The following is a 16,313-nucleotide window of genomic DNA, read 5'->3' as shown; positions in this document are numbered from 1 at the left end:
AATGCATCTCGATCTGCGTGCCGCATGCTGATCCGGCGACGCGGGCCACGCCCACCGAGCTGCACGCCTGACCATCCCGATGACACGCCAACGGTGCGCCTATCCACCTGGCGAGCAATCGCCAGGTGGTGCGCAACTGCGCAGGGGAACCACAGTGGACAAGGGGTACGCGTCGATGCCGCGCACCGGCGACGCCTGTCTAGTGGCTAGGCCGTCGTCCGGTCGCCGCCCCAGGTCGTCACTGCGCGTTTGCCGCTTCGGCTGTCGACTGCACGCGGTAGGCGATCAGGCGCGGCGCGTCGGCGACGAAGCGGTCCAGTACGCCATCGGCGATCTTGACCGGGCCACCGAAACGCGTGGCGCCGGGAATCGAGGGGATCGCTGCGGCTTCGGCGGCAATCTGCTTGGCATCGGCAAACGCAACTGCCGCCTGCGCATCGCCGCGATTGGCGGCATCCAGCCCGGCCGCGGTTTGCTGCAGCGCGCGGCCCCAGCCTTGCATCGCATCCAGCCAGGGGCGCGATTGTTCCGCAAAGCCCTTGTCGGCCACGCCTTCGCGAATGATCTGCGGCGCGGCAGCAATCTCGTCCGCCGTGCGCGCCAGCTCGGCGATGGCTTGGCTGCGCGCTGCCGCATCGCCGAGCGCAATCGCCTCGCGCACATGATCGAGCGCCGCCTTCAGCCGCGGCGCCTGTTCCTGCCACGGCTGGCTGCCGAAGGTCGGTGCCAGATGCTGGGTGTCGAAGAAGGTGAGCAGCGCGGCAGTCACCCGCGCATCGCCACCGGCCAGGTCGCGTGCGGCCGCATGCCAGGTGCGCTGCGCGTCGTAATCCTTGTCGTTCCACGCGAACGCGGTCAGCCCCATCACCGCGACGCGGCTGGGTACTTCCTGATTCATCGGGTTGGAGACGATGCCGGACAATTCCGCCGACAAGCCCGCCTCGCGTCGCGTGTACGGCGCCATCAGCAAACGCCCGGCCGAGGTTTCGAAATCGTTGACCGGGTAGTTGTCCCACAGCAGCGTCTTGCGGCCAAACGCCTTGGTGGCCGCGCGTGCGTCGGGGATGGAAATGGCCGGCGGCACCACGTCGGTGCCGGTCCACTGCACCACGATCTTCGGGTCCAGGTGCTTGCGCAACGCTTCCTTGTACGGACTTTCCTTGGCGTCGAAATACTCGGTCGGCACCATGATCAGTTCCGACGACGCATCGTGGCGGGCGACCAGATCGGCCTGCACCAGATTGAGCAGATGCGACTGCGCGATGCCTGCCGCCTGCGCCCCGGACGCGCCAAACGTGGTCTTGTCGCGCTCGCAATTCCACTTGGTGTATTCGATATCGTCCAGCGCCACATAGAAGCTGCGCACGCCCAGCGCGCGGAAGGCATCGAACTTGCGCAGCAGCGCCTTGGCGTCGGCTGGATCGGAGAAGCACACCGTCGGCCCCGGCGAGATCGCATAGACGAAATCGACGTGATTGCGTTTGGCGGTGGCCGCCAACTTGCCCAGCGCCTTCAACGTCGCGGCCGGATACGCCTCGCGCCAACGGTCGCGCGCGTACGGGTCGTCCTTCGGGCTGTAGATGAAGGTATTGGCCTTGGTGCGGGCAAGAAATTCCAGATGCTTGGTGCGATCGGCCATCGACCACGGTGCACCGTAGAACCCTTCGATGGTGCCGCGGATTGGCATTGCCGGATGATCCTGGATCACCAGGGTCGGGATGTCGGGGCGCTCGACCAGCTGACGCAGCGTCTGAGCGGCATGAAACAGGCCATCGTTGTCGTGACCGGCCAGCGTGATCAGGCTGCCGTTGCCGAGCGCGACGCTGGCGAGCGTATAGCCCTCCTTGTGGGTGTCCTGCGCCGCCTTGCTGCGCGTCAGGGCATCGCGCACCACCGCCGCCTCGCCGGTGCCGAGCACGATATGCGGGCGGTCGAGCGTGGCAGGCAGACGCGATGCGGTGGAGATCTTGGTCACGCCAGCGGTGTCGAGGATACGGCGCACCAGCGCGACCGACGCCGGGTCCGCACCCGGCGCCACCACCAGCACGACCGACTGACCAAGCGTCACGGTGCTGCCCTCCAGCGCGATCGACATCGGGGTCGGAAAGATCGCCGGCTGTGTGACCGGCTGCGCCAGCGCGGGGGCCGTCAGGCTTAGCGCCACCAGGACCGGAAGCAGGCGCAAGCCCGACTTGCCATCACGTCGCTTCATTCCGAACTCCGGTATTGAAATGGTATTAGCCACTAGAGTAGGCAAGTCATCGCGCGGCGACAAGCAGGGGTCCCATCAGGACGTTCTAGGTCTCTTCGACAATTCGCAGCTGGGTTACGGGCAGGCGGCCGGTACCGTTGCTGGCCTCTGGTGTCGGGGCCGATCTGCGGTATTGAAATGGTATGAGCCGGCCACGTAGCGTGACGCGCGCTGGCGATACTTGGGCCATGCGGCCAGGCTGCTCCACCGAAGGTAGGCCCGGCTGCCAATTTCATAAACGCGTTGGTTGTCGGCAGCTGGATGCCGCCTACGAGGGCAGTGACCGACGGTGCAGACCCGGCCCCGTGGCGCTGTTTTTCTGTCATCGGTCGGTTACCTTAGAAATGCCGGCACAGCATCGACCGAAGTCGCTTCCGCTGACGCCTTACAACGCGTCGCTATCCAGCTCGCCGGTGCGGATGCGCACCACGGTGCCGAGGTCGTAGACGAACACCTTGCCGTCGCCGATCTTGCCGGTGCCGGCCGCCGCGACGATCGCCTCGACCACGCGCTCGGCCTGGTCGTCGGTCACCGCCACTTCGATCTTCACCTTGGGCAGGAAATCGACCACATACTCGGCGCCGCGATACAACTCGGTGTGGCCTTTCTGGCGCCCGAAACCCTTGACCTCGGTCACCGTGATACCCGCCACCCCGCAGCCGGCGAGCGCTTCGCGCACATCGTCGAGCTTGAACGGTTTGACGATGGCCATGATCATTTTCATCGGTGCAGATCCCAGGGCATGACGGTCGCGCAGCATACCGTGGACGGTCGCAACACTCATCTCATGTGCATCGCCCTCACCGCGACCGACAACCGAATGGGACTATCCTTACCGCCTGCCGACTGCCTTGCCGATGTCCCGCGTGTTCCGGCCTGCACTAGGCTTCCTACGGACCTGCGGAGAACCCCATGATCGATTTCAATCAGCTCGACGACCTCGCCCGCCGCCTCAGCGACCTGGTGCCGCCGGGCCTGCGCCAATCGCGCGAAGAACTGCAGAGCACCTTCAAGGGCGCACTGCAGGCCGGCCTTGGCAAGCTGGACCTGGTCACCCGCGAAGAGTTCGACGTGCAGCGCGCGGTGTTGCTGCGCACGCGCGAAAAACTCGACGCACTGGAACAGGCCGTCGCCGCACTGGAAGCACGCGCGCCCGGCACGCCGCCCGCCGCGCCACCTGCCACCCCCTGACCCAAGGCCCTCCACCATGAGTCTGGCGCTGGTGCACAGCCGTGCCCGCGTAGGGGTGCATGCGCCTGAGGTTCGGGTGGAAGTGCATCTCTCCGGCGGTCTTCCCTCCACCCAGATCGTGGGCCTGCCCGAGGCGGCAGTGCGCGAATCGCGCGAACGCGTGCGTGCCGCGCTGCTGTGCGCACAGTTCGAGTTCCCGGCACGGCGCATCACCATCAACCTGGCCCCGGCCGACTTGCCAAAGGAAGGCGGCCGTTTCGACCTGCCGATCGCACTCGGCATCCTGGCCGCCAGCGGGCAGATCGACCGGCAGGCCCTGGCCGAGTATGAGTTTCTCGGCGAACTGGCGCTCACTGGCGAATTGCGCGGTGTCGATGGCGTCCTGCCCGCCGCGCTGGCAGCCGCGCAGGCCGGCCGCCGCCTGATCGTGCCGCTGGCCAACGGTGCCGAGGCCGCCATCGCCGGCCACGTCGAAGCCTTTACCGCGCGCACGCTGCTGGAAGTCTGTGCCACGCTCAATGGCACCCAGAAGGCGCCCGCCGCCGAACTGGCGGTGCAGGCGCTCGGCGCGCTCGGCGCGCGCGCCCTGCCCGACATGGCCGACGTGCGCGGCCAACCGCATGCCCGCCGCGCGCTGGAAATTGCCGCAGCCGGCGGTCACCATTTATTGCTGGTCGGTAGCCCTGGCTGCGGCAAGACCTTGCTCGCCTCGCGCCTGCCCGGCCTGCTGCCGGAAGCCAGCGAAGCCGAGGCGCTGGAAACCGCCGCCATTACCTCCATCAGCGGTCGCGGACTGGATCTTGTGCGCTGGCGGCAACGCCCCTATCGGGCTCCGCACCACACCGCCAGCGCGGTCGCCTTGGTTGGCGGCGGCACACATCCACGCCCCGGCGAGATCTCGCTGGCCCACAACGGCGTGTTGTTTCTGGACGAGTTGCCCGAATGGCAACGCCAAACGCTGGAAGTGCTGCGCGAGCCGCTGGAATCGGGCCTGGTCACCATCTCGCGCGCCGCGCGCAGTGTGGATTTCCCGGCCAGGTTCCAACTGGTCGCTGCGATGAATCCCTGTCCGTGCGGGTGGGCCGGCGATAGCAGTGGGCGTTGCCGTTGCAGCAGCGACACCATCGGCCGTTATCGCAGCCGGATCTCCGGGCCGCTGCTGGACCGGATCGATCTGCATGTGGAGGTCCCGCGCCTGCCGCCGCAGGCCCTGCGCAGCGGCAACGTTGGCGAGGACAGCGCGAGCGTGCGCACCCGCGTGGTCGCGGCGCGCGCGCGGCAACTTGCACGTGCCGGCGTGCCCAACGCACAACTGGACCAGGCACAAACCGATCATCACTGCCGCCTGCAAAATGACGATCAGCTGTTGCTGGAACGCGCCATCGAACACCTGCAGCTATCCGCGCGCTCGATGCATCGCATCCTGCGCGTGGCACGCACCATCGCCGATCTCGACGACAGCGCGGTCATTGCCACGCGCCATCTCACCGAAGCGATCGGCTACCGCAAGCTGGATCGCGCGGTGGGCACGGCAAGCGCAGCCTAATGGCGGCGCTCCAGCGGCAGCGGCATCCCAACATGCATTTCATGACGATGCACGTACAACATCTGCCATTCCACTACGCAGAGGCCGCCATGAGCCGACTTCCCGAACTCCTCACCGTCCCGTCGCTTGATCTGAATCGTTATCTGGGCACCTGGTACGAGATCGCGCGGCTACCGATCCGCTTCGAGGATGCCGATTGCACCGATGTGTCGGCACACTATTCGCTGCAGGACGATGGCACGGTGCGTGTGCAAAACCGCTGCCTGACTGCCGAAGGCGAGCTGGAAGAAGCAGTCGGTGAGGCGCGCGCCATCGACGATAGCAACGCGCGTCTGGAGGTCACTTTCCTGCCCGAAGGCCTGCGCTGGATTCCCTTCACCAAAGGCGATTACTGGGTGATGCGCATCGATGCGGACTACACCGCCGCGCTGGTCGGTGGCCCCGACCGCAAGTATCTGTGGCTGCTGGCACGGCTGCCGCAGCTGGACGAGAACATCACCCAGGCGTATCTGGCGCATGCGCGCGAGCAGGGCTTCGATCTGGCGCCGCTGATCCACACTCCGCATACCGGGCGGCTGACCGAGCAGCCGCTCTCCTGATCAGGGCTTAGGATTTTCAGTAGAGCAATCTGCAACTGCCCAGAGGGCACTCCACCTTGCGACTAGCCAAGTTTCTGCCAGTTGTAGAGCGGGTGATCTGCGGCTTGGCTGCAGGGCCCTTGCCTGCCCACCATCGCGGGACACGCCGCAAGTACGTCCGTGTGGGACCTTACGCGGCATCCATGCCGCGTAAGGTCCCGCGACGGTGGGCGGGCAAGGACCAGTCGAAATGGTCGGTGTGCATGGTTGCAAGCAAGGCATGTCGCGCGTTGTTTGGATAACGGCGCCTTTGATCAGCTTCGCAACGCAACGCGATCAACAGGCAGACTTTCAACAAAGCAACCGCCAACTTTCTGGTGCGGTGTCCTCGCCGATTGCGGGACCGTGTGGCGGCATGGATGCCGCCACCGAGCCCCCAGGGATGGGTTTACGGCGTGTCCCGCGAGCGGCAAGGACACCGGACCCTCGCCTACCCCGCACTCGACTAACTACCTCGGATCTAAAGCACGCCCTCAACCGTTGAGTGTGCTCAGATCCTTGGCTGCAGCCTGCGCACCTTCCAGGCTGTCGAAGGCCACGCCGGTGTCGCCGACCACGTATTTGGTGAGTTCGCCGTCGCGCGTGGTTTCCTGCATCTTGAAGATCGGCACGGCATCGGTGCCGCCGACACGTTCTTTCTGGGTTGTCATGGGTGATTCCTCCTCGGAAAGCGTCTTGCGTGGGACCGGATTGTCCCGCTGCTCCCAGACGGGAGGGCAGACCTTTGGACCCTAGCGCGCCATCGCGTGCAGGCGTGTGAACCTATTGACAAGCCCGCTTGCCACTCTGCGGTGCATGCGCGTCGGCAGAAAATCACATCCGCTTCGCTCCGAGGACGCGCGCAATGCACGCGCGTGTCGTACATTCGCGACGTGCAGCCTCATCAGTCCATGTCTCCTGTCGTCACCATGCTCGCGTCGGGCCTCCGTGCGCGCGGCGCATTCGCTGTGCCGATTGCTCGGCAATGCGCATCTGCCGCGCACTGTCCAGGGCGCACTGCGTGAGCTGGCCGCCATGCAGATGCGGGGGATGAGGTGAAGCGACAACGCATCATCAGTGTGACCGTGTTGCTGGTGGTGCTATGCGCAACCCTTCCGATCAGCCTGTCCTATTACCTGGCGTGGCGGCTGGCGCTGGATCGCGAGCAGAGCAGGCTCAGCCAGCTGGCGGCGTTGTCGATCCGGCGCACCGAAGCCGCTTTCGACGAAGCGCACGGCGCGCTGGTGAACATGGCTGGCTCGCAGCTGCCGCGCTGTTCACCTGAGCATCTGGCGCAGATGCGCGCCTTGGTGCTGACCAGTCATTACATCGTGGAGCTGGGGCATTTTCAGCAGCGCCGTTTGCGCTGCACTTCGTGGGGGCCGTTGCCAGAGGCCATTCCACAGTCCACCCCGGATTTCGTGGTCAAGCGCGGCATTGAGGTGACCACCCGCCTGCGTCCGCTGGCCAATCCGCAGCACCCGCTGATGGCGCTGCAGCTGGACGACTACAACGTGTTGATCAATCCGGCCACCCTCACCGACATCAATATCCCGCCCGGCTTGCAACTGGCGATCGGCACCCCGACCGGGCAGATCCTGAGCAGTACCGATATCGCCGCCGAGCAATTGTTGATCGAGCCGTTGCCCGATACATCCAGCGCAGACGCAACGCAGACGCAGGTCTTGTCCGGCCGCGACCGCCGTGGCGACTGGGCTGCGGTGGTCACCGAACCGGCCACTTACCTTCGTGGTCCACTGGCGGCGGCACGCCTGCAGACGGTGCCGGTCGGCATCGCATTGGCGCTGCTGCTGGTCAGCCTGGTGATCTGGGTTTCGCGGCGGCGGCTGTCGCCCTTGGCACGGCTGGAAAGCGCGGTGCAGCGCGGCGAATTCATCGTGCACTACCAGCCGATCATCGCGCTCGATAGCGGGGCCTGCGTCGGTGCCGAGGCACTGGTGCGCTGGCAGCAATCCGATGGCGTGCTGATCCCGCCCGATGCCTTCATCCCGCTGGCCGAAGAGAGCGGTCTGATCCTGCCGATCACCGACATGGTGGTGGCCGAAGTCATCCGCGAACTCGGCCCGACCCTGGCGGCGATTCCGTCCCTGCATGTGGCCATCAACGTCTCGGCCGGCGACATCAAGAGCGGCCGCGTGCAGACCGTGCTGGCGCAAGCACTGCGCGGCACCGGCGTGGACAGCGGACAGCTGTGGGTGGAGGCCACCGAGCGCAGCCTGATGGATATCGATGCGGCACGCGCCACCATCACCCACCTGCGCGGCGCCGGCCACACGGTGTCGATCGATGACTTCGGCACCGGCTATTCGAGCCTGCAGTACCTGCAAGGGCTGCCGCTGGATGCATTAAAGATCGACAAGTCGTTCGTGGACACCATTGGCACCCACTCGGCTACCAGTGCGGTGACCTCGCACATCATCGACATGGCCAAGACGCTGAAGTTGCGCACCATCGCCGAAGGCGTGGAGCGCCAGGAGCAGCTGGACTATCTGCGCGCGCATGGCGTGGATCTGGCGCAGGGCTGGCTGTTCTCGCGCGCGCTGCCGGCGACCGGTTTCATCGCGTATCACGCCCTGATGCGCGGCGCCGCACACTGACCGGAGGCGGTGCGCCGCCACACCCTGACCTGAGCCGGCACTGCGCGCCGCCAACCAACCAGGCGCAGCGGTTGCCGGTATGCGCAAACGGCAGGCTCGAATCGCAGCGGAGTGGTTCACCGCTACCGCATGTAACGACCGCGCCCGCGCGACGATGCGCAACGTCGTATGGCGACCACTTCGCTGACCCAACAAAAAGGGCCGCCGATGGCGACCCTTTTTGATCACGTTGATCAGGCGCTTTGCCTGATCAGGCGCTCTGCAAGGAGCCTTCGCGTTGGCGGCGTACCGGCTTGGGCCGGCTCGGGAAGGCATGGCGCACGATCCGCCACATCACCTGACCGAACTGACGCGGCAGCGAACCGGTGTTGTAGTGCTGGCCGTAACGCGCACAGATCTGCTTCACTTCCACGGCAATCTGCGCATAGCGGTTGGCCGGCAGGTCCGGGTAGAAGTGATGCTCGATCTGGTGGCTCAGATTGCCCGACAGCACGTTCATCAGCTTGCCGCCAGTCAGATTCGACGAGCCACGCAGCTGACGCAGATACCAATGGCCGCGCGACTCGTTGCGGATCGATTCCTTCGGGAACACTTCCGCATCGGCGGTGAAGTGGCCGCAAAAGATGATCACGAAGGTCCAGATGCTGCGCAGTACGTTGGCGGCGAGATTGCCCAGCAGCACGGTCAGGAAGAACGGGCCGGCCAGCAGCGGGAACACAATGTAATCCTTGAGCATCTGGCGGCCCATCTTGCGGCCCACCGGAAGAAACGAAGCGCGCAGCTCTGCGGCTTTCATCTTGCCGGCAAACCAGCGGCCCAGGCGCAGGTCCTGGATCGCCACGCCCCATTCGAACAGCAGCGCGAAGAACACCGCCACAAACGGCTGCAGCAGGTAGAACGGGCGCCAGCGCTGCTCGGGGAAGATGCGCAGCAGGCCGTAGCCGATGTCGTCGTCCATGCCGCGCACGTTGGTGTAGGTGTGGTGCTTGAAGTTGTGCGTCTTGCGCCAGTTGTCGCCGGTGGCAACGATGTCCCACTCGTAGGTATTGCCGTTGAGCTGCGGGTCGCCCATCCAGTCGTACTGGCCGTGCATGACGTTATGGCCCAGCTCCATGTTCTCCAGGATCTTGGACAGGGTCAGCAGCACCACGCCGGCAATCCACGCCGGAATCAGCACGCTATGCACGAACGCGCCCAGAAACAGCAGCGCGCGACCGGCCACACCGGTCCAGCGCACCGCCGCCACGATGCGGCGGATGTAGCGCGCATCGTCGGCGCCGACCTGGGCCTGCACGCGGGCGCGGATGGCATCGAGTTCGTCGCCAAACGACTGCAGTTCGGCAGCGGACAGAGAACGGTTATGGACTCGGCTCATGAAGATTCCTTACAGATCCAGGATCAGGTCAGTGCTCGGGGCACTGATGCACAGGCGGACCTGTGCGGTGGGTTCGTTGCTGCGCTCACCGGTCAACAGGTGGCGCGTGGTGCCGGCTTGGCGCGCGCAGGCACAGCTGTTGCAGATGCCCATGCGGCAGCCGTGTTTGGGCCGCAGGCCTTGCGCTTCCAGGCCTTCCAGCAGCGACTGGCCGCGCGGCAGGGTGAGCGTACGGCCGCTGCGTGACAGCTGCACCTGCACCTGACCGGCCTCGCCATCGTCCAGCGTCGGGACGCTGAAGGCTTCGGCCTGAAACGCGGCCACGCGCCCCTGCAAGCGCTCGCGCGCCGCCTGCACAAAACCGCCCGGGCCGCAGACCATGACGTGACGGTTGGAAAGATCGGCGATCTGCTCCAACGGATAGGTATCCACGCGCGCAGCCGGCACTTCGCCTTCGCGGGTGGTCAGCAAACGCACGCGCAGGCGCGGATGCGCGGCCGCCAGCGCTTCGAATTCTTCGACAAAACAGGCTTCGTCGCGCTGGCGCACCCAGTACAGCAGGTCCACCTCAATCGGCATGCCCGCCTGCGCGGCGGCCTGCAGCAGCGCGCGCATCGGGGTGATGCCCGAGCCGGCGGCCAGCAGCAACAAAGGGGTGGGCATGGTCGGCAGCAGCATGTCGCCGAAGGCCGGCTCCAGCGAGACCACCGTGCCGATGGCCGCATCGCTAGCCAGGTAGCGACTCACCAGCCCGCCCTCGATCGCCTTGACGGTGATCGCCAGGCGGCCATCGGCCAGCACGGTCGGGCTGTAGCTGCGCAGCAGGCGGCGGCCATCGATCTCCACGCCCAGGCTCACGTGCTGGCCCGCACGCAGACCCTGCCAGTGGCCATTGGGCTGCAACACCAGGGTCACTGCGTCGCGGCTGGCCGCCGTGCGCGCGACCAGGCGGGCCATCGGCCGCTCCAGGGTCCACAAGGGGTTGAGCCGGGTTGCCCAGAAGTCGAACAACTGCGGCGACACCAGCCGGCGCGCCAGGCGCGTCGGCAACGGGGACTTGGACTTGGGAGGAGATGCCAGGTTCATGGATTGCACTATACGCACGCATGCACAGGCGTGTATACAGTTGTATATCGGCCGAAGGGGCTATGATTCATCCCCACGACCGGCCGCAGCCTCATGACCTCCATCGCCCTGCCTTCCCACGACGCGCCGCCGTCACGCAAGCCGGCGATTTCACGCGAGGATCTGATCGCCGCAGCGCTGTCGCTGATCGGCCCGCACCGCAGCCTGTCCACGCTGAGCCTGCGCGAGGTGGCACGCGAAGCCGGCATCGCGCCCAACAGCTTCTATCGCCAGTTCCGCGACATGGACGAGCTCGCCGTGGCCTTGATCGACTTGGCCGGGCGCTCGCTGCGCACCATCATCGGCCAGGCCCGCCAACGCGCCACCTCCACCGACCGCAGCGTCATCCGCGTCTCGGTCGAGGCGTTCATGGAACAACTGCGCGCCGACGACAAATTGCTGCACGTGCTGCTGCGCGAAGGTGCAGTGGGCTCGGATGCGTTCAAGCAGGCGGTGGAGCGCGAGCTCAGCTATTTCGAAGACGAGCTGCGCGTGGACCTGATCCGCCTGGCGGCCGCCGACAACGCCAAGCTGCACGCACCGGCACTGGTGTCCAAGGCGATCACCCGGCTGGTATTTGCGATGGGCGCAGTGGCGATGGATTCGCCGCCGGAAAAAGATCCCGAACTGGTCGAGCAGATCTCGCAGATGCTGCGCATGATCCTGACCGGCGCACGCACGCTGGGTACGCACGGCGGTTGAGTGTGCGTGTGCTTTCGCATCTAAAAACCGACGCTGCAACTCGAAATCTGGGTTGTCTTGAAGCGGTTGGATGGCGCGGATAGATCAGTTGTAGAGCGGTTGATCTTCAGCTTTTCTGCAGGGCCCTTGCCGGCCTACCATCGCGGGACACGCCGCAAGTACGTCCGTGTAGGCTCTTACGCGGCATCCATGCCGCGTAAGGTCCCGCGATGGTAGGCCGGCAAGGACCAGTCGAGATGGTCGGTGTGCATTTTTCAACAAAGCAACCTGCAAGTTTTCTGGTGCGATGTCCTCACCGCTTGCAGGACTCTTTGGCGGCATCGATAGATTCACGGCGTGTCCCACTAGCGTTGAAGGCACCTCGCCCTCTGCTAACGCGGCTTGGAGGCTCTAAGTTGTCGGCTCGAAAACTTGATTGAGGTCTTCTGTAGACGCCATTGCTGTCATCAAGGGAGAAAGCAAAAAAACCGCGCATGCCTCTTAATTTCCGCGGGAATGTTGCAGCGGTATGTCACCAACCTCATCCGCACTGCACTCGTGCACAGTTCAGGCATGTCGCGATGATGCTCACATCTACGCACACGCGTTTCACTCCTGCATGGACATGGTGGCGCCACGTTGGCGATCTGTATCCACAGACCGCATCCACCAGACAGCCGGAGACGACATGACCAATCACGACAGCAATCTAGACAAGCTGGATAAGCAGGAACGCGCAGCAGAAGCACAGGATTCGAATCGTGACCCGATCTCCGGTGCGCCCGGATCGCATCCGGTTGGCGTGGGCGTTGGTGGCATCGCGGGCGGCGCTGCAGCAGGCGCGTTGGCCGGCACCGTGTTCGGCCCGCTGGGGACCTTGATCGGTGCGGCAGTCGGTGTTGTGGCTGGTGCTGCTGCCGGCAAGGGCGTGGCGGAACGCCTGGACCCGACCGTCGAGTCCGAATACTGGCGCCAGGAACATCAGAACCGTCCTTACTACAAGGAAGGTACCGATTACGATCGCGATTACGCAACGGTTTACGGGTTCGGTCTGCAGGCACGCGAAACGCGTCCGACCAGCACCTGGGAAGAAACCGAAGCGACCCTGGCCGGCGAGTGGCCACGTAATCGTGGCGAATCGCGTCTGGAGTGGGACGATGCACGTCTGGCTGCACGCGATGCCTGGGAGCGCGCCGATCGCACGCACAGCGTGTATCGCGATGGCGACACGCATTACGAAGGTCGCTTCGACAGCGCAGGTTATCGCGATGCCGACTATTCGTACGACGATTATCGCCCGGCGTATCGCTACGGCATGCAGGCACGCCAGCAGCACGCCGGCCGCCAGTGGGATGACCATCTGGAACGCGACCTGGGCGATGGCTGGGACCGCTTCAAGTCCAATTCGCGTCTGAGCTGGGAAAAGGCCAAGCATGCCGTGCGCGAGGCATTCGACTCCGAGCATCACGACGAAGCCACACGTCGTAACCCGACCGATCCACGCGTGTAACTCGTCTCGATCCAGCGCTTCACTGCAGTGAAAGCGCGAGCGTAATAAAAAGAACGGGCCAATGGGCCCGTTCTTTTTGCCGCGCGTTCATGATGATCGAGCATTGCGTGATCAGCCACTGCTCCAGATCAACCGGAGGTCTTTTCCACTGCCCGGATATCGCCAAGAAACTCACGCGCGCCCTGCGCTGAAGACGACACCGCGTCGCCCTGCTCCTTGAGCAACTGCTTGCGTGCAGCCACCACTTCCTTGGCCAACGCGATCCGACGCCCGACAACCTTTTCGGTCAACCAGTCGATCAATGCGCGCGTGTAATACTGTTGATGCTCCTTGACGCTCAAGGCATGGTCGGCGCCGGCAATCACACGCGTACTCAGCGAGCGCGCATTGACGAAGGCATCGGCGTAATTGCGCAACACCGGGTGCGGCACAATCACATCGTTTTCTGCTTCCACCAGCAGCACATCGCCCTTGTACTGCGCGCAGGCGGCCAGGGCGATGTTGTCATCGGGCGTCAGTGTGCGCTGGCGGTAGTCCATCAACTCCGGATCGGCATTGAGGCTGACCTTGGGGTGGTCCCAATGTTCGTCCTTGTAGAGTGCAGGCGAGCGCAATGCCAGCCATTCCACCGGGCGCTCGCGCGTCAGCAGCGCAGACAGATAACCGCCGTAGCTCAGCCCAACCACGGCGATCGACTGCGCATCCACATACGGCAGATGCGCGAGCTGATCGTAGGCGGCCTTGATGTCGTCCAGGTTCTGCGCACGCGTCACGGTCTGGCGCATCGAGGCGTAGCCCTCGTGACCACGCAGGTCGAAGGTCATGCAGATGCAGCCCAGGCCCACCGCCTCGCGTGCGCGCAGCAGATTGTGGTGCTGGCTGCCACCCCAGCCGTGCACGAACAACACGGCCGGCATGCCAGACGGCGTGAGCAAGGTGCCGCTGAGTGCGTCCTGGTCGACAGGAATTTGGATGCTGGAAAGTTTGGCTTCCATTAGGTGCTGGATACCCTCCTGTATTTGTAGCGCGGACCTGGCCCGGCATGCTCGGCGCGGTAGTAGATCTGCGCATCGGCCGGCGGTTCGCCCTGATAGATCTCATGCGTGGATGCTGTCACCCATTGCAGCGCCGGGTCTTGCTGAAAGCGGGCGATTGCAGCGAGCTCGGCCGGGGTGGCGCCACCGACCCGCCAGGATTGCTCCAGCACGCCGCAGATCATCCCAGCCTGCGCATCTTCACCGCTGACCACATCGTAATTGCGGCGCGAGATGTGCAACTCAGGGTAGGCGGCGGTGATGAATCGATCGTATCTGCAGGCCTGTTCGACCACATGTTTCTGCAACGCCGACAGCGCGGTGGCGGCCAGCGCTTCGAGCGATCCGCGATACACCTGCAGCGACGAGCCGCCGTAGACCTCGTCATCCTGCGCGTTGCGCACGTTGCATTGCGTGCCGAAATAGGCGATCTGAATTCCGGCAACACACAACTCGCCAACGCTATGCGTGACTGCATGCAGGACGTTGCGCTCCAGCACGGCGCCGTGCGTCGCAAGATAGCAATCAGGCAGGCTGTCCAGTGCATCTGCCAGCTGTGCGGCACTGGCGATGCGCCATTGACCATTGCCACCGACGCCGGTCGGCAACTTGAGTCGCACCCCTCCGCCTGGCAGCAATGCATCCAGTGCGTGCTCGGCATCGGCACGCGAAAACACCGTGTAGCCCGGTAGCGTAGCCGGGATCAGCGCTGTGGCCAGCGCCTGATTCCAGCCAGGGATGCTGGCCGCATCGTCGGCGATCAGCGGATGGCCAATCACTTTGGTCGCCAGAAACGCGTGCGGCACGATGCCGCCCAGCAGATCGCCGTTGTCGTCGATTCCCAGGCCATGCGCCTGCTCGGTGGTCAGGGTCTCGTCTGGCACATGGAAGACTGCGGCATCATCAACGGCCGCTGTTGCATCATGCGCGCCCAGCAAGCGTTCAATTTCGCTGCACACCCACGCATGCGTGATCCGCTCATGGCCGTGTTCGGGCACCAGACGCGTGACATGTCCCAGCACCTGCCGATACTGCTTGTGTGCCATGACGTTCCCCTCGCGGCGCTCGGCCGCTTGATCGTTCTGGCTCTAATCGCGCACCTGAAACCTGCAATGCGTTACCGCACGCGGGTTGCGTTAGCGTTTCACTTCAGTACCAGGTAGACCCCAAGCACAATCACAAGCACCACGACTAGGCTGATGGCGACGCGCCCGCCACGCAACTCCAACAATGCATGCCACCACACGCGTGCTTCCGATGTGCCGCTGGCGTGCTGCGGCTTGCTGCGACTACTTTCGCTGTCCTGCATCCTGGGTGCTCTCTCCATTACGTCGCTGCAGAGCTTACGGATCAGACGTTACACAGGTGTAGAGCGGTTCAGAATCTTCCGTAAAACACGGCTGTTTCTAGCGCAATTTGTCGCATTCATCTTTGCGCTGCGCTCGTTTGCGCGGCGCATCGATCCGCTCAAAGTGATACAGGCCGGTGCACGAGCCGCATGTGGTCAGTGCCGGTCGACGCTGGAATTCGCATGTAGGCCGCAGTGCATATGCAGCGTGTAGAGATCCATGAACACGCTGACCAATTAAGGCAATACGGCCGCACGAAGAGCCAATGGTCGCGTTCGATGATCATTCGTTGACATACCCGCAGTTACCCTGCACGTCAAGTTTGTTTAACCCGGACCACCCGAAGTCATGAGCAGAGACCCCTCCGTTATCGATGTACAAGCCGAAATCGCGCATTGGCAGGCGCGGCATGCCCAGGGCAACCTTGGTGCAGGCAAGTTCAGCGAGTTGTCACCGGTGGTGAAAATGGCCTGCGATATCTATTTGCAGGCACCGCGTTCAAGTGATCAGGAGCGTCTGCGATTGTTTCGCGACCGCCTGGAACATCACTTCATTTCATCCAACACCCAGTCCAATTACGAACAATTGGCCACCGATTGCTGGCAGCGTCTGGGCATGCGCAATAGTTGAGTACGTCAGTGTCAGCAGGACCCGTTATTCATTGGAGAACGTCATGAAAACCCCGTATCAAGTGCAGCAGGAGCTGGAACGATTGGAGCGGTTGGTACCGCACATCGTCAGCGACCAGGGCGACCGCGCGGAGGACATCCTTGGCTTTCATGTGGCCAGTCTGTTGGGCAGTGCGCCGGCCAGCGAACACGCGGTGATTCGCGAACGCACCGCACGCATGACGCGTATCTGTCGCAGCGCGCAGGACGCAGTGCATGCACCGGCCAGGCCGATGGGCCTCGGGTCAGTAGCCCAGACCCAGTGGGCGTGAGTGCATAACTCCCCCCGCGCATTATCGGAGCCGCACAGCGGCTCCTTTGCATTTTGCCGTCGGCACCTGCCGGCGG

Annotated in this window: 15 protein-coding genes; 8 read left to right on the top strand and 7 right to left on the bottom strand. The window is 64.3% G+C overall.

The window, feature by feature from the left end:
• Positions 1-238: 238 nt before the first annotated feature.
• Both AC1KVG_RS09530 and AC1KVG_RS09525 read right to left on the bottom strand, forming a co-directional pair.
• Positions 239-2,212, bottom strand: a complete 1,974-nt coding sequence (locus tag AC1KVG_RS09530) for a glycoside hydrolase family 84 protein (protein ID WP_481094239.1) — start codon at positions 2,210-2,212, stop codon at positions 239-241.
• 424 nt (positions 2,213-2,636) lie between these two features.
• Positions 2,637-3,011 carry a P-II family nitrogen regulator gene (locus AC1KVG_RS09525; protein ID WP_303396510.1) on the bottom strand — a complete coding sequence of 125 codons (375 nt, stop codon included), beginning with the start codon at positions 3,009-3,011 and terminating at the stop codon, positions 2,637-2,639.
• Positions 3,012-3,163: 152 nt separating this feature from the next.
• Between AC1KVG_RS09525 and ubiK the strand changes: the two genes are divergently transcribed.
• From ubiK to AC1KVG_RS09510, 3 genes are all read left to right on the top strand, one after another.
• A complete protein-coding gene (gene ubiK / locus AC1KVG_RS09520; protein ID WP_481094238.1) occupies positions 3,164-3,442 on the top strand; it encodes a ubiquinone biosynthesis accessory factor UbiK in 279 nt (92 codons plus the stop codon).
• 16 nt (positions 3,443-3,458) lie between these two features.
• A complete protein-coding gene (locus AC1KVG_RS09515) occupies positions 3,459-4,988 on the top strand; it encodes a YifB family Mg chelatase-like AAA ATPase (protein WP_481094237.1) in 1,530 nt (509 codons plus the stop codon).
• A gap of 89 nt (positions 4,989-5,077) precedes the next feature.
• Positions 5,078-5,587, top strand: coding sequence for a lipocalin family protein (locus AC1KVG_RS09510; protein ID WP_104550241.1), 510 nt, complete (start codon positions 5,078-5,080; stop codon positions 5,585-5,587).
• Positions 5,588-6,099: 512 nt separating this feature from the next.
• On the opposite strand, the gene AC1KVG_RS09505 is transcribed toward AC1KVG_RS09510, so the two are convergent.
• The gene (locus AC1KVG_RS09505; protein ID WP_006449000.1) at positions 6,100-6,276 is read right to left on the bottom strand and encodes a hypothetical protein; all 177 of its coding nucleotides are present in this window, start codon (positions 6,274-6,276) and stop codon (positions 6,100-6,102) included.
• Positions 6,277-6,660: 384 nt separating this feature from the next.
• Here AC1KVG_RS09505 and AC1KVG_RS09500 point away from each other — a divergent pair, with 384 nt between their 5' ends.
• A complete protein-coding gene (locus AC1KVG_RS09500; RefSeq protein ID WP_481094236.1) occupies positions 6,661-8,223 on the top strand; it encodes an EAL domain-containing protein in 1,563 nt (520 codons plus the stop codon).
• Between the two features lie 250 nt (positions 8,224-8,473).
• Here AC1KVG_RS09500 and AC1KVG_RS09495 read toward each other — a convergent pair whose 3' ends face one another.
• Both AC1KVG_RS09495 and AC1KVG_RS09490 read right to left on the bottom strand, forming a co-directional pair.
• On the bottom strand, positions 8,474-9,598 hold the full coding sequence (locus AC1KVG_RS09495; protein ID WP_481094235.1) for a fatty acid desaturase family protein: 1,125 nt from the start codon (positions 9,596-9,598) through the stop codon (positions 8,474-8,476).
• 9 nt (positions 9,599-9,607) lie between these two features.
• A complete protein-coding gene (locus AC1KVG_RS09490) occupies positions 9,608-10,684 on the bottom strand; it encodes a ferredoxin reductase (protein ID WP_481094234.1) in 1,077 nt (358 codons plus the stop codon).
• 93 nt (positions 10,685-10,777) lie between these two features.
• Between AC1KVG_RS09490 and fabR the strand changes: the two genes are divergently transcribed.
• A complete protein-coding gene (gene fabR, locus AC1KVG_RS09485) occupies positions 10,778-11,425 on the top strand; it encodes an HTH-type transcriptional repressor FabR (protein WP_006449004.1) in 648 nt (215 codons plus the stop codon).
• A gap of 667 nt (positions 11,426-12,092) precedes the next feature.
• Entirely contained in the window at positions 12,093-12,914 is an 822-nt protein-coding gene (locus AC1KVG_RS09480; RefSeq protein WP_481094233.1) for a hypothetical protein, read from the top strand.
• A gap of 128 nt (positions 12,915-13,042) precedes the next feature.
• Here AC1KVG_RS09480 and AC1KVG_RS09475 read toward each other — a convergent pair whose 3' ends face one another.
• Both AC1KVG_RS09475 and AC1KVG_RS09470 read right to left on the bottom strand, forming a co-directional pair.
• Positions 13,043-13,909, bottom strand: coding sequence for an alpha/beta hydrolase family protein (locus AC1KVG_RS09475; protein ID WP_481094232.1), 867 nt, complete (start codon positions 13,907-13,909; stop codon positions 13,043-13,045).
• Positions 13,909-14,994: a DUF3182 family protein gene (locus AC1KVG_RS09470; RefSeq protein ID WP_268213054.1), complete on the bottom strand. Its 1,086-nt coding sequence runs from the start codon at positions 14,992-14,994 to the stop codon at positions 13,909-13,911. The genes AC1KVG_RS09475 and AC1KVG_RS09470 overlap by 1 nt, the downstream gene beginning before the upstream one ends.
• 651 nt (positions 14,995-15,645) lie before the next feature.
• Between AC1KVG_RS09470 and AC1KVG_RS09465 the strand changes: the two genes are divergently transcribed.
• Together AC1KVG_RS09465 and AC1KVG_RS09460 are read left to right on the top strand one after the other, a co-directional pair.
• Entirely contained in the window at positions 15,646-15,927 is a 282-nt protein-coding gene (locus tag AC1KVG_RS09465; RefSeq protein ID WP_006450952.1) for a hypothetical protein, read from the top strand.
• Between the two features lie 43 nt (positions 15,928-15,970).
• A complete protein-coding gene (locus AC1KVG_RS09460) occupies positions 15,971-16,237 on the top strand; it encodes a hypothetical protein (protein WP_023905500.1) in 267 nt (88 codons plus the stop codon).
• The last annotated feature ends 76 nt before the right edge of the window (positions 16,238-16,313 follow it).

This window comes from Xanthomonas sp. NCPPB 3959, assembly GCF_056675575.1.
Note: the sequence above shows the minus strand (reverse complement) of the source record. Positions and strands in the feature narration are given on the sequence as shown.

What these genes read in the sequence shown, in the direction of transcription:
- AC1KVG_RS09530 (WP_481094239.1), bottom strand. Translation starts at nt 2,212, where the DNA reads ATGAAGCGACGTGATGGCAAGTCGGGCTTGCGCCTGCTTCCGGTCCTG.
- AC1KVG_RS09525 (WP_303396510.1), bottom strand. Translation starts at nt 3,011, where the DNA reads ATGCTGCGCGACCGTCATGCCCTGGGATCTGCACCGATGAAAATGATC.
- ubiK (WP_481094238.1), top strand. Translation starts at nt 3,164, where the DNA reads ATGATCGATTTCAATCAGCTCGACGACCTCGCCCGCCGCCTCAGCGAC.
- AC1KVG_RS09515 (WP_481094237.1), top strand. Translation starts at nt 3,459, where the DNA reads ATGAGTCTGGCGCTGGTGCACAGCCGTGCCCGCGTAGGGGTGCATGCG.
- AC1KVG_RS09510 (WP_104550241.1), top strand. Translation starts at nt 5,078, where the DNA reads ATGAGCCGACTTCCCGAACTCCTCACCGTCCCGTCGCTTGATCTGAAT.
- AC1KVG_RS09505 (WP_006449000.1), bottom strand. Translation starts at nt 6,276, where the DNA reads ATGACAACCCAGAAAGAACGTGTCGGCGGCACCGATGCCGTGCCGATC.
- AC1KVG_RS09495 (WP_481094235.1), bottom strand. Translation starts at nt 9,598, where the DNA reads ATGAGCCGAGTCCATAACCGTTCTCTGTCCGCTGCCGAACTGCAGTCG.
- AC1KVG_RS09490 (WP_481094234.1), bottom strand. Translation starts at nt 10,684, where the DNA reads ATGAACCTGGCATCTCCTCCCAAGTCCAAGTCCCCGTTGCCGACGCGC.
- fabR (WP_006449004.1), top strand. Translation starts at nt 10,778, where the DNA reads ATGACCTCCATCGCCCTGCCTTCCCACGACGCGCCGCCGTCACGCAAG.
- AC1KVG_RS09480 (WP_481094233.1), top strand. Translation starts at nt 12,093, where the DNA reads ATGACCAATCACGACAGCAATCTAGACAAGCTGGATAAGCAGGAACGC.
- AC1KVG_RS09475 (WP_481094232.1), bottom strand. Translation starts at nt 13,909, where the DNA reads ATGGAAGCCAAACTTTCCAGCATCCAAATTCCTGTCGACCAGGACGCA.
- AC1KVG_RS09470 (WP_268213054.1), bottom strand. Translation starts at nt 14,994, where the DNA reads ATGGCACACAAGCAGTATCGGCAGGTGCTGGGACATGTCACGCGTCTG.
- AC1KVG_RS09465 (WP_006450952.1), top strand. Translation starts at nt 15,646, where the DNA reads ATGAGCAGAGACCCCTCCGTTATCGATGTACAAGCCGAAATCGCGCAT.
- AC1KVG_RS09460 (WP_023905500.1), top strand. Translation starts at nt 15,971, where the DNA reads ATGAAAACCCCGTATCAAGTGCAGCAGGAGCTGGAACGATTGGAGCGG.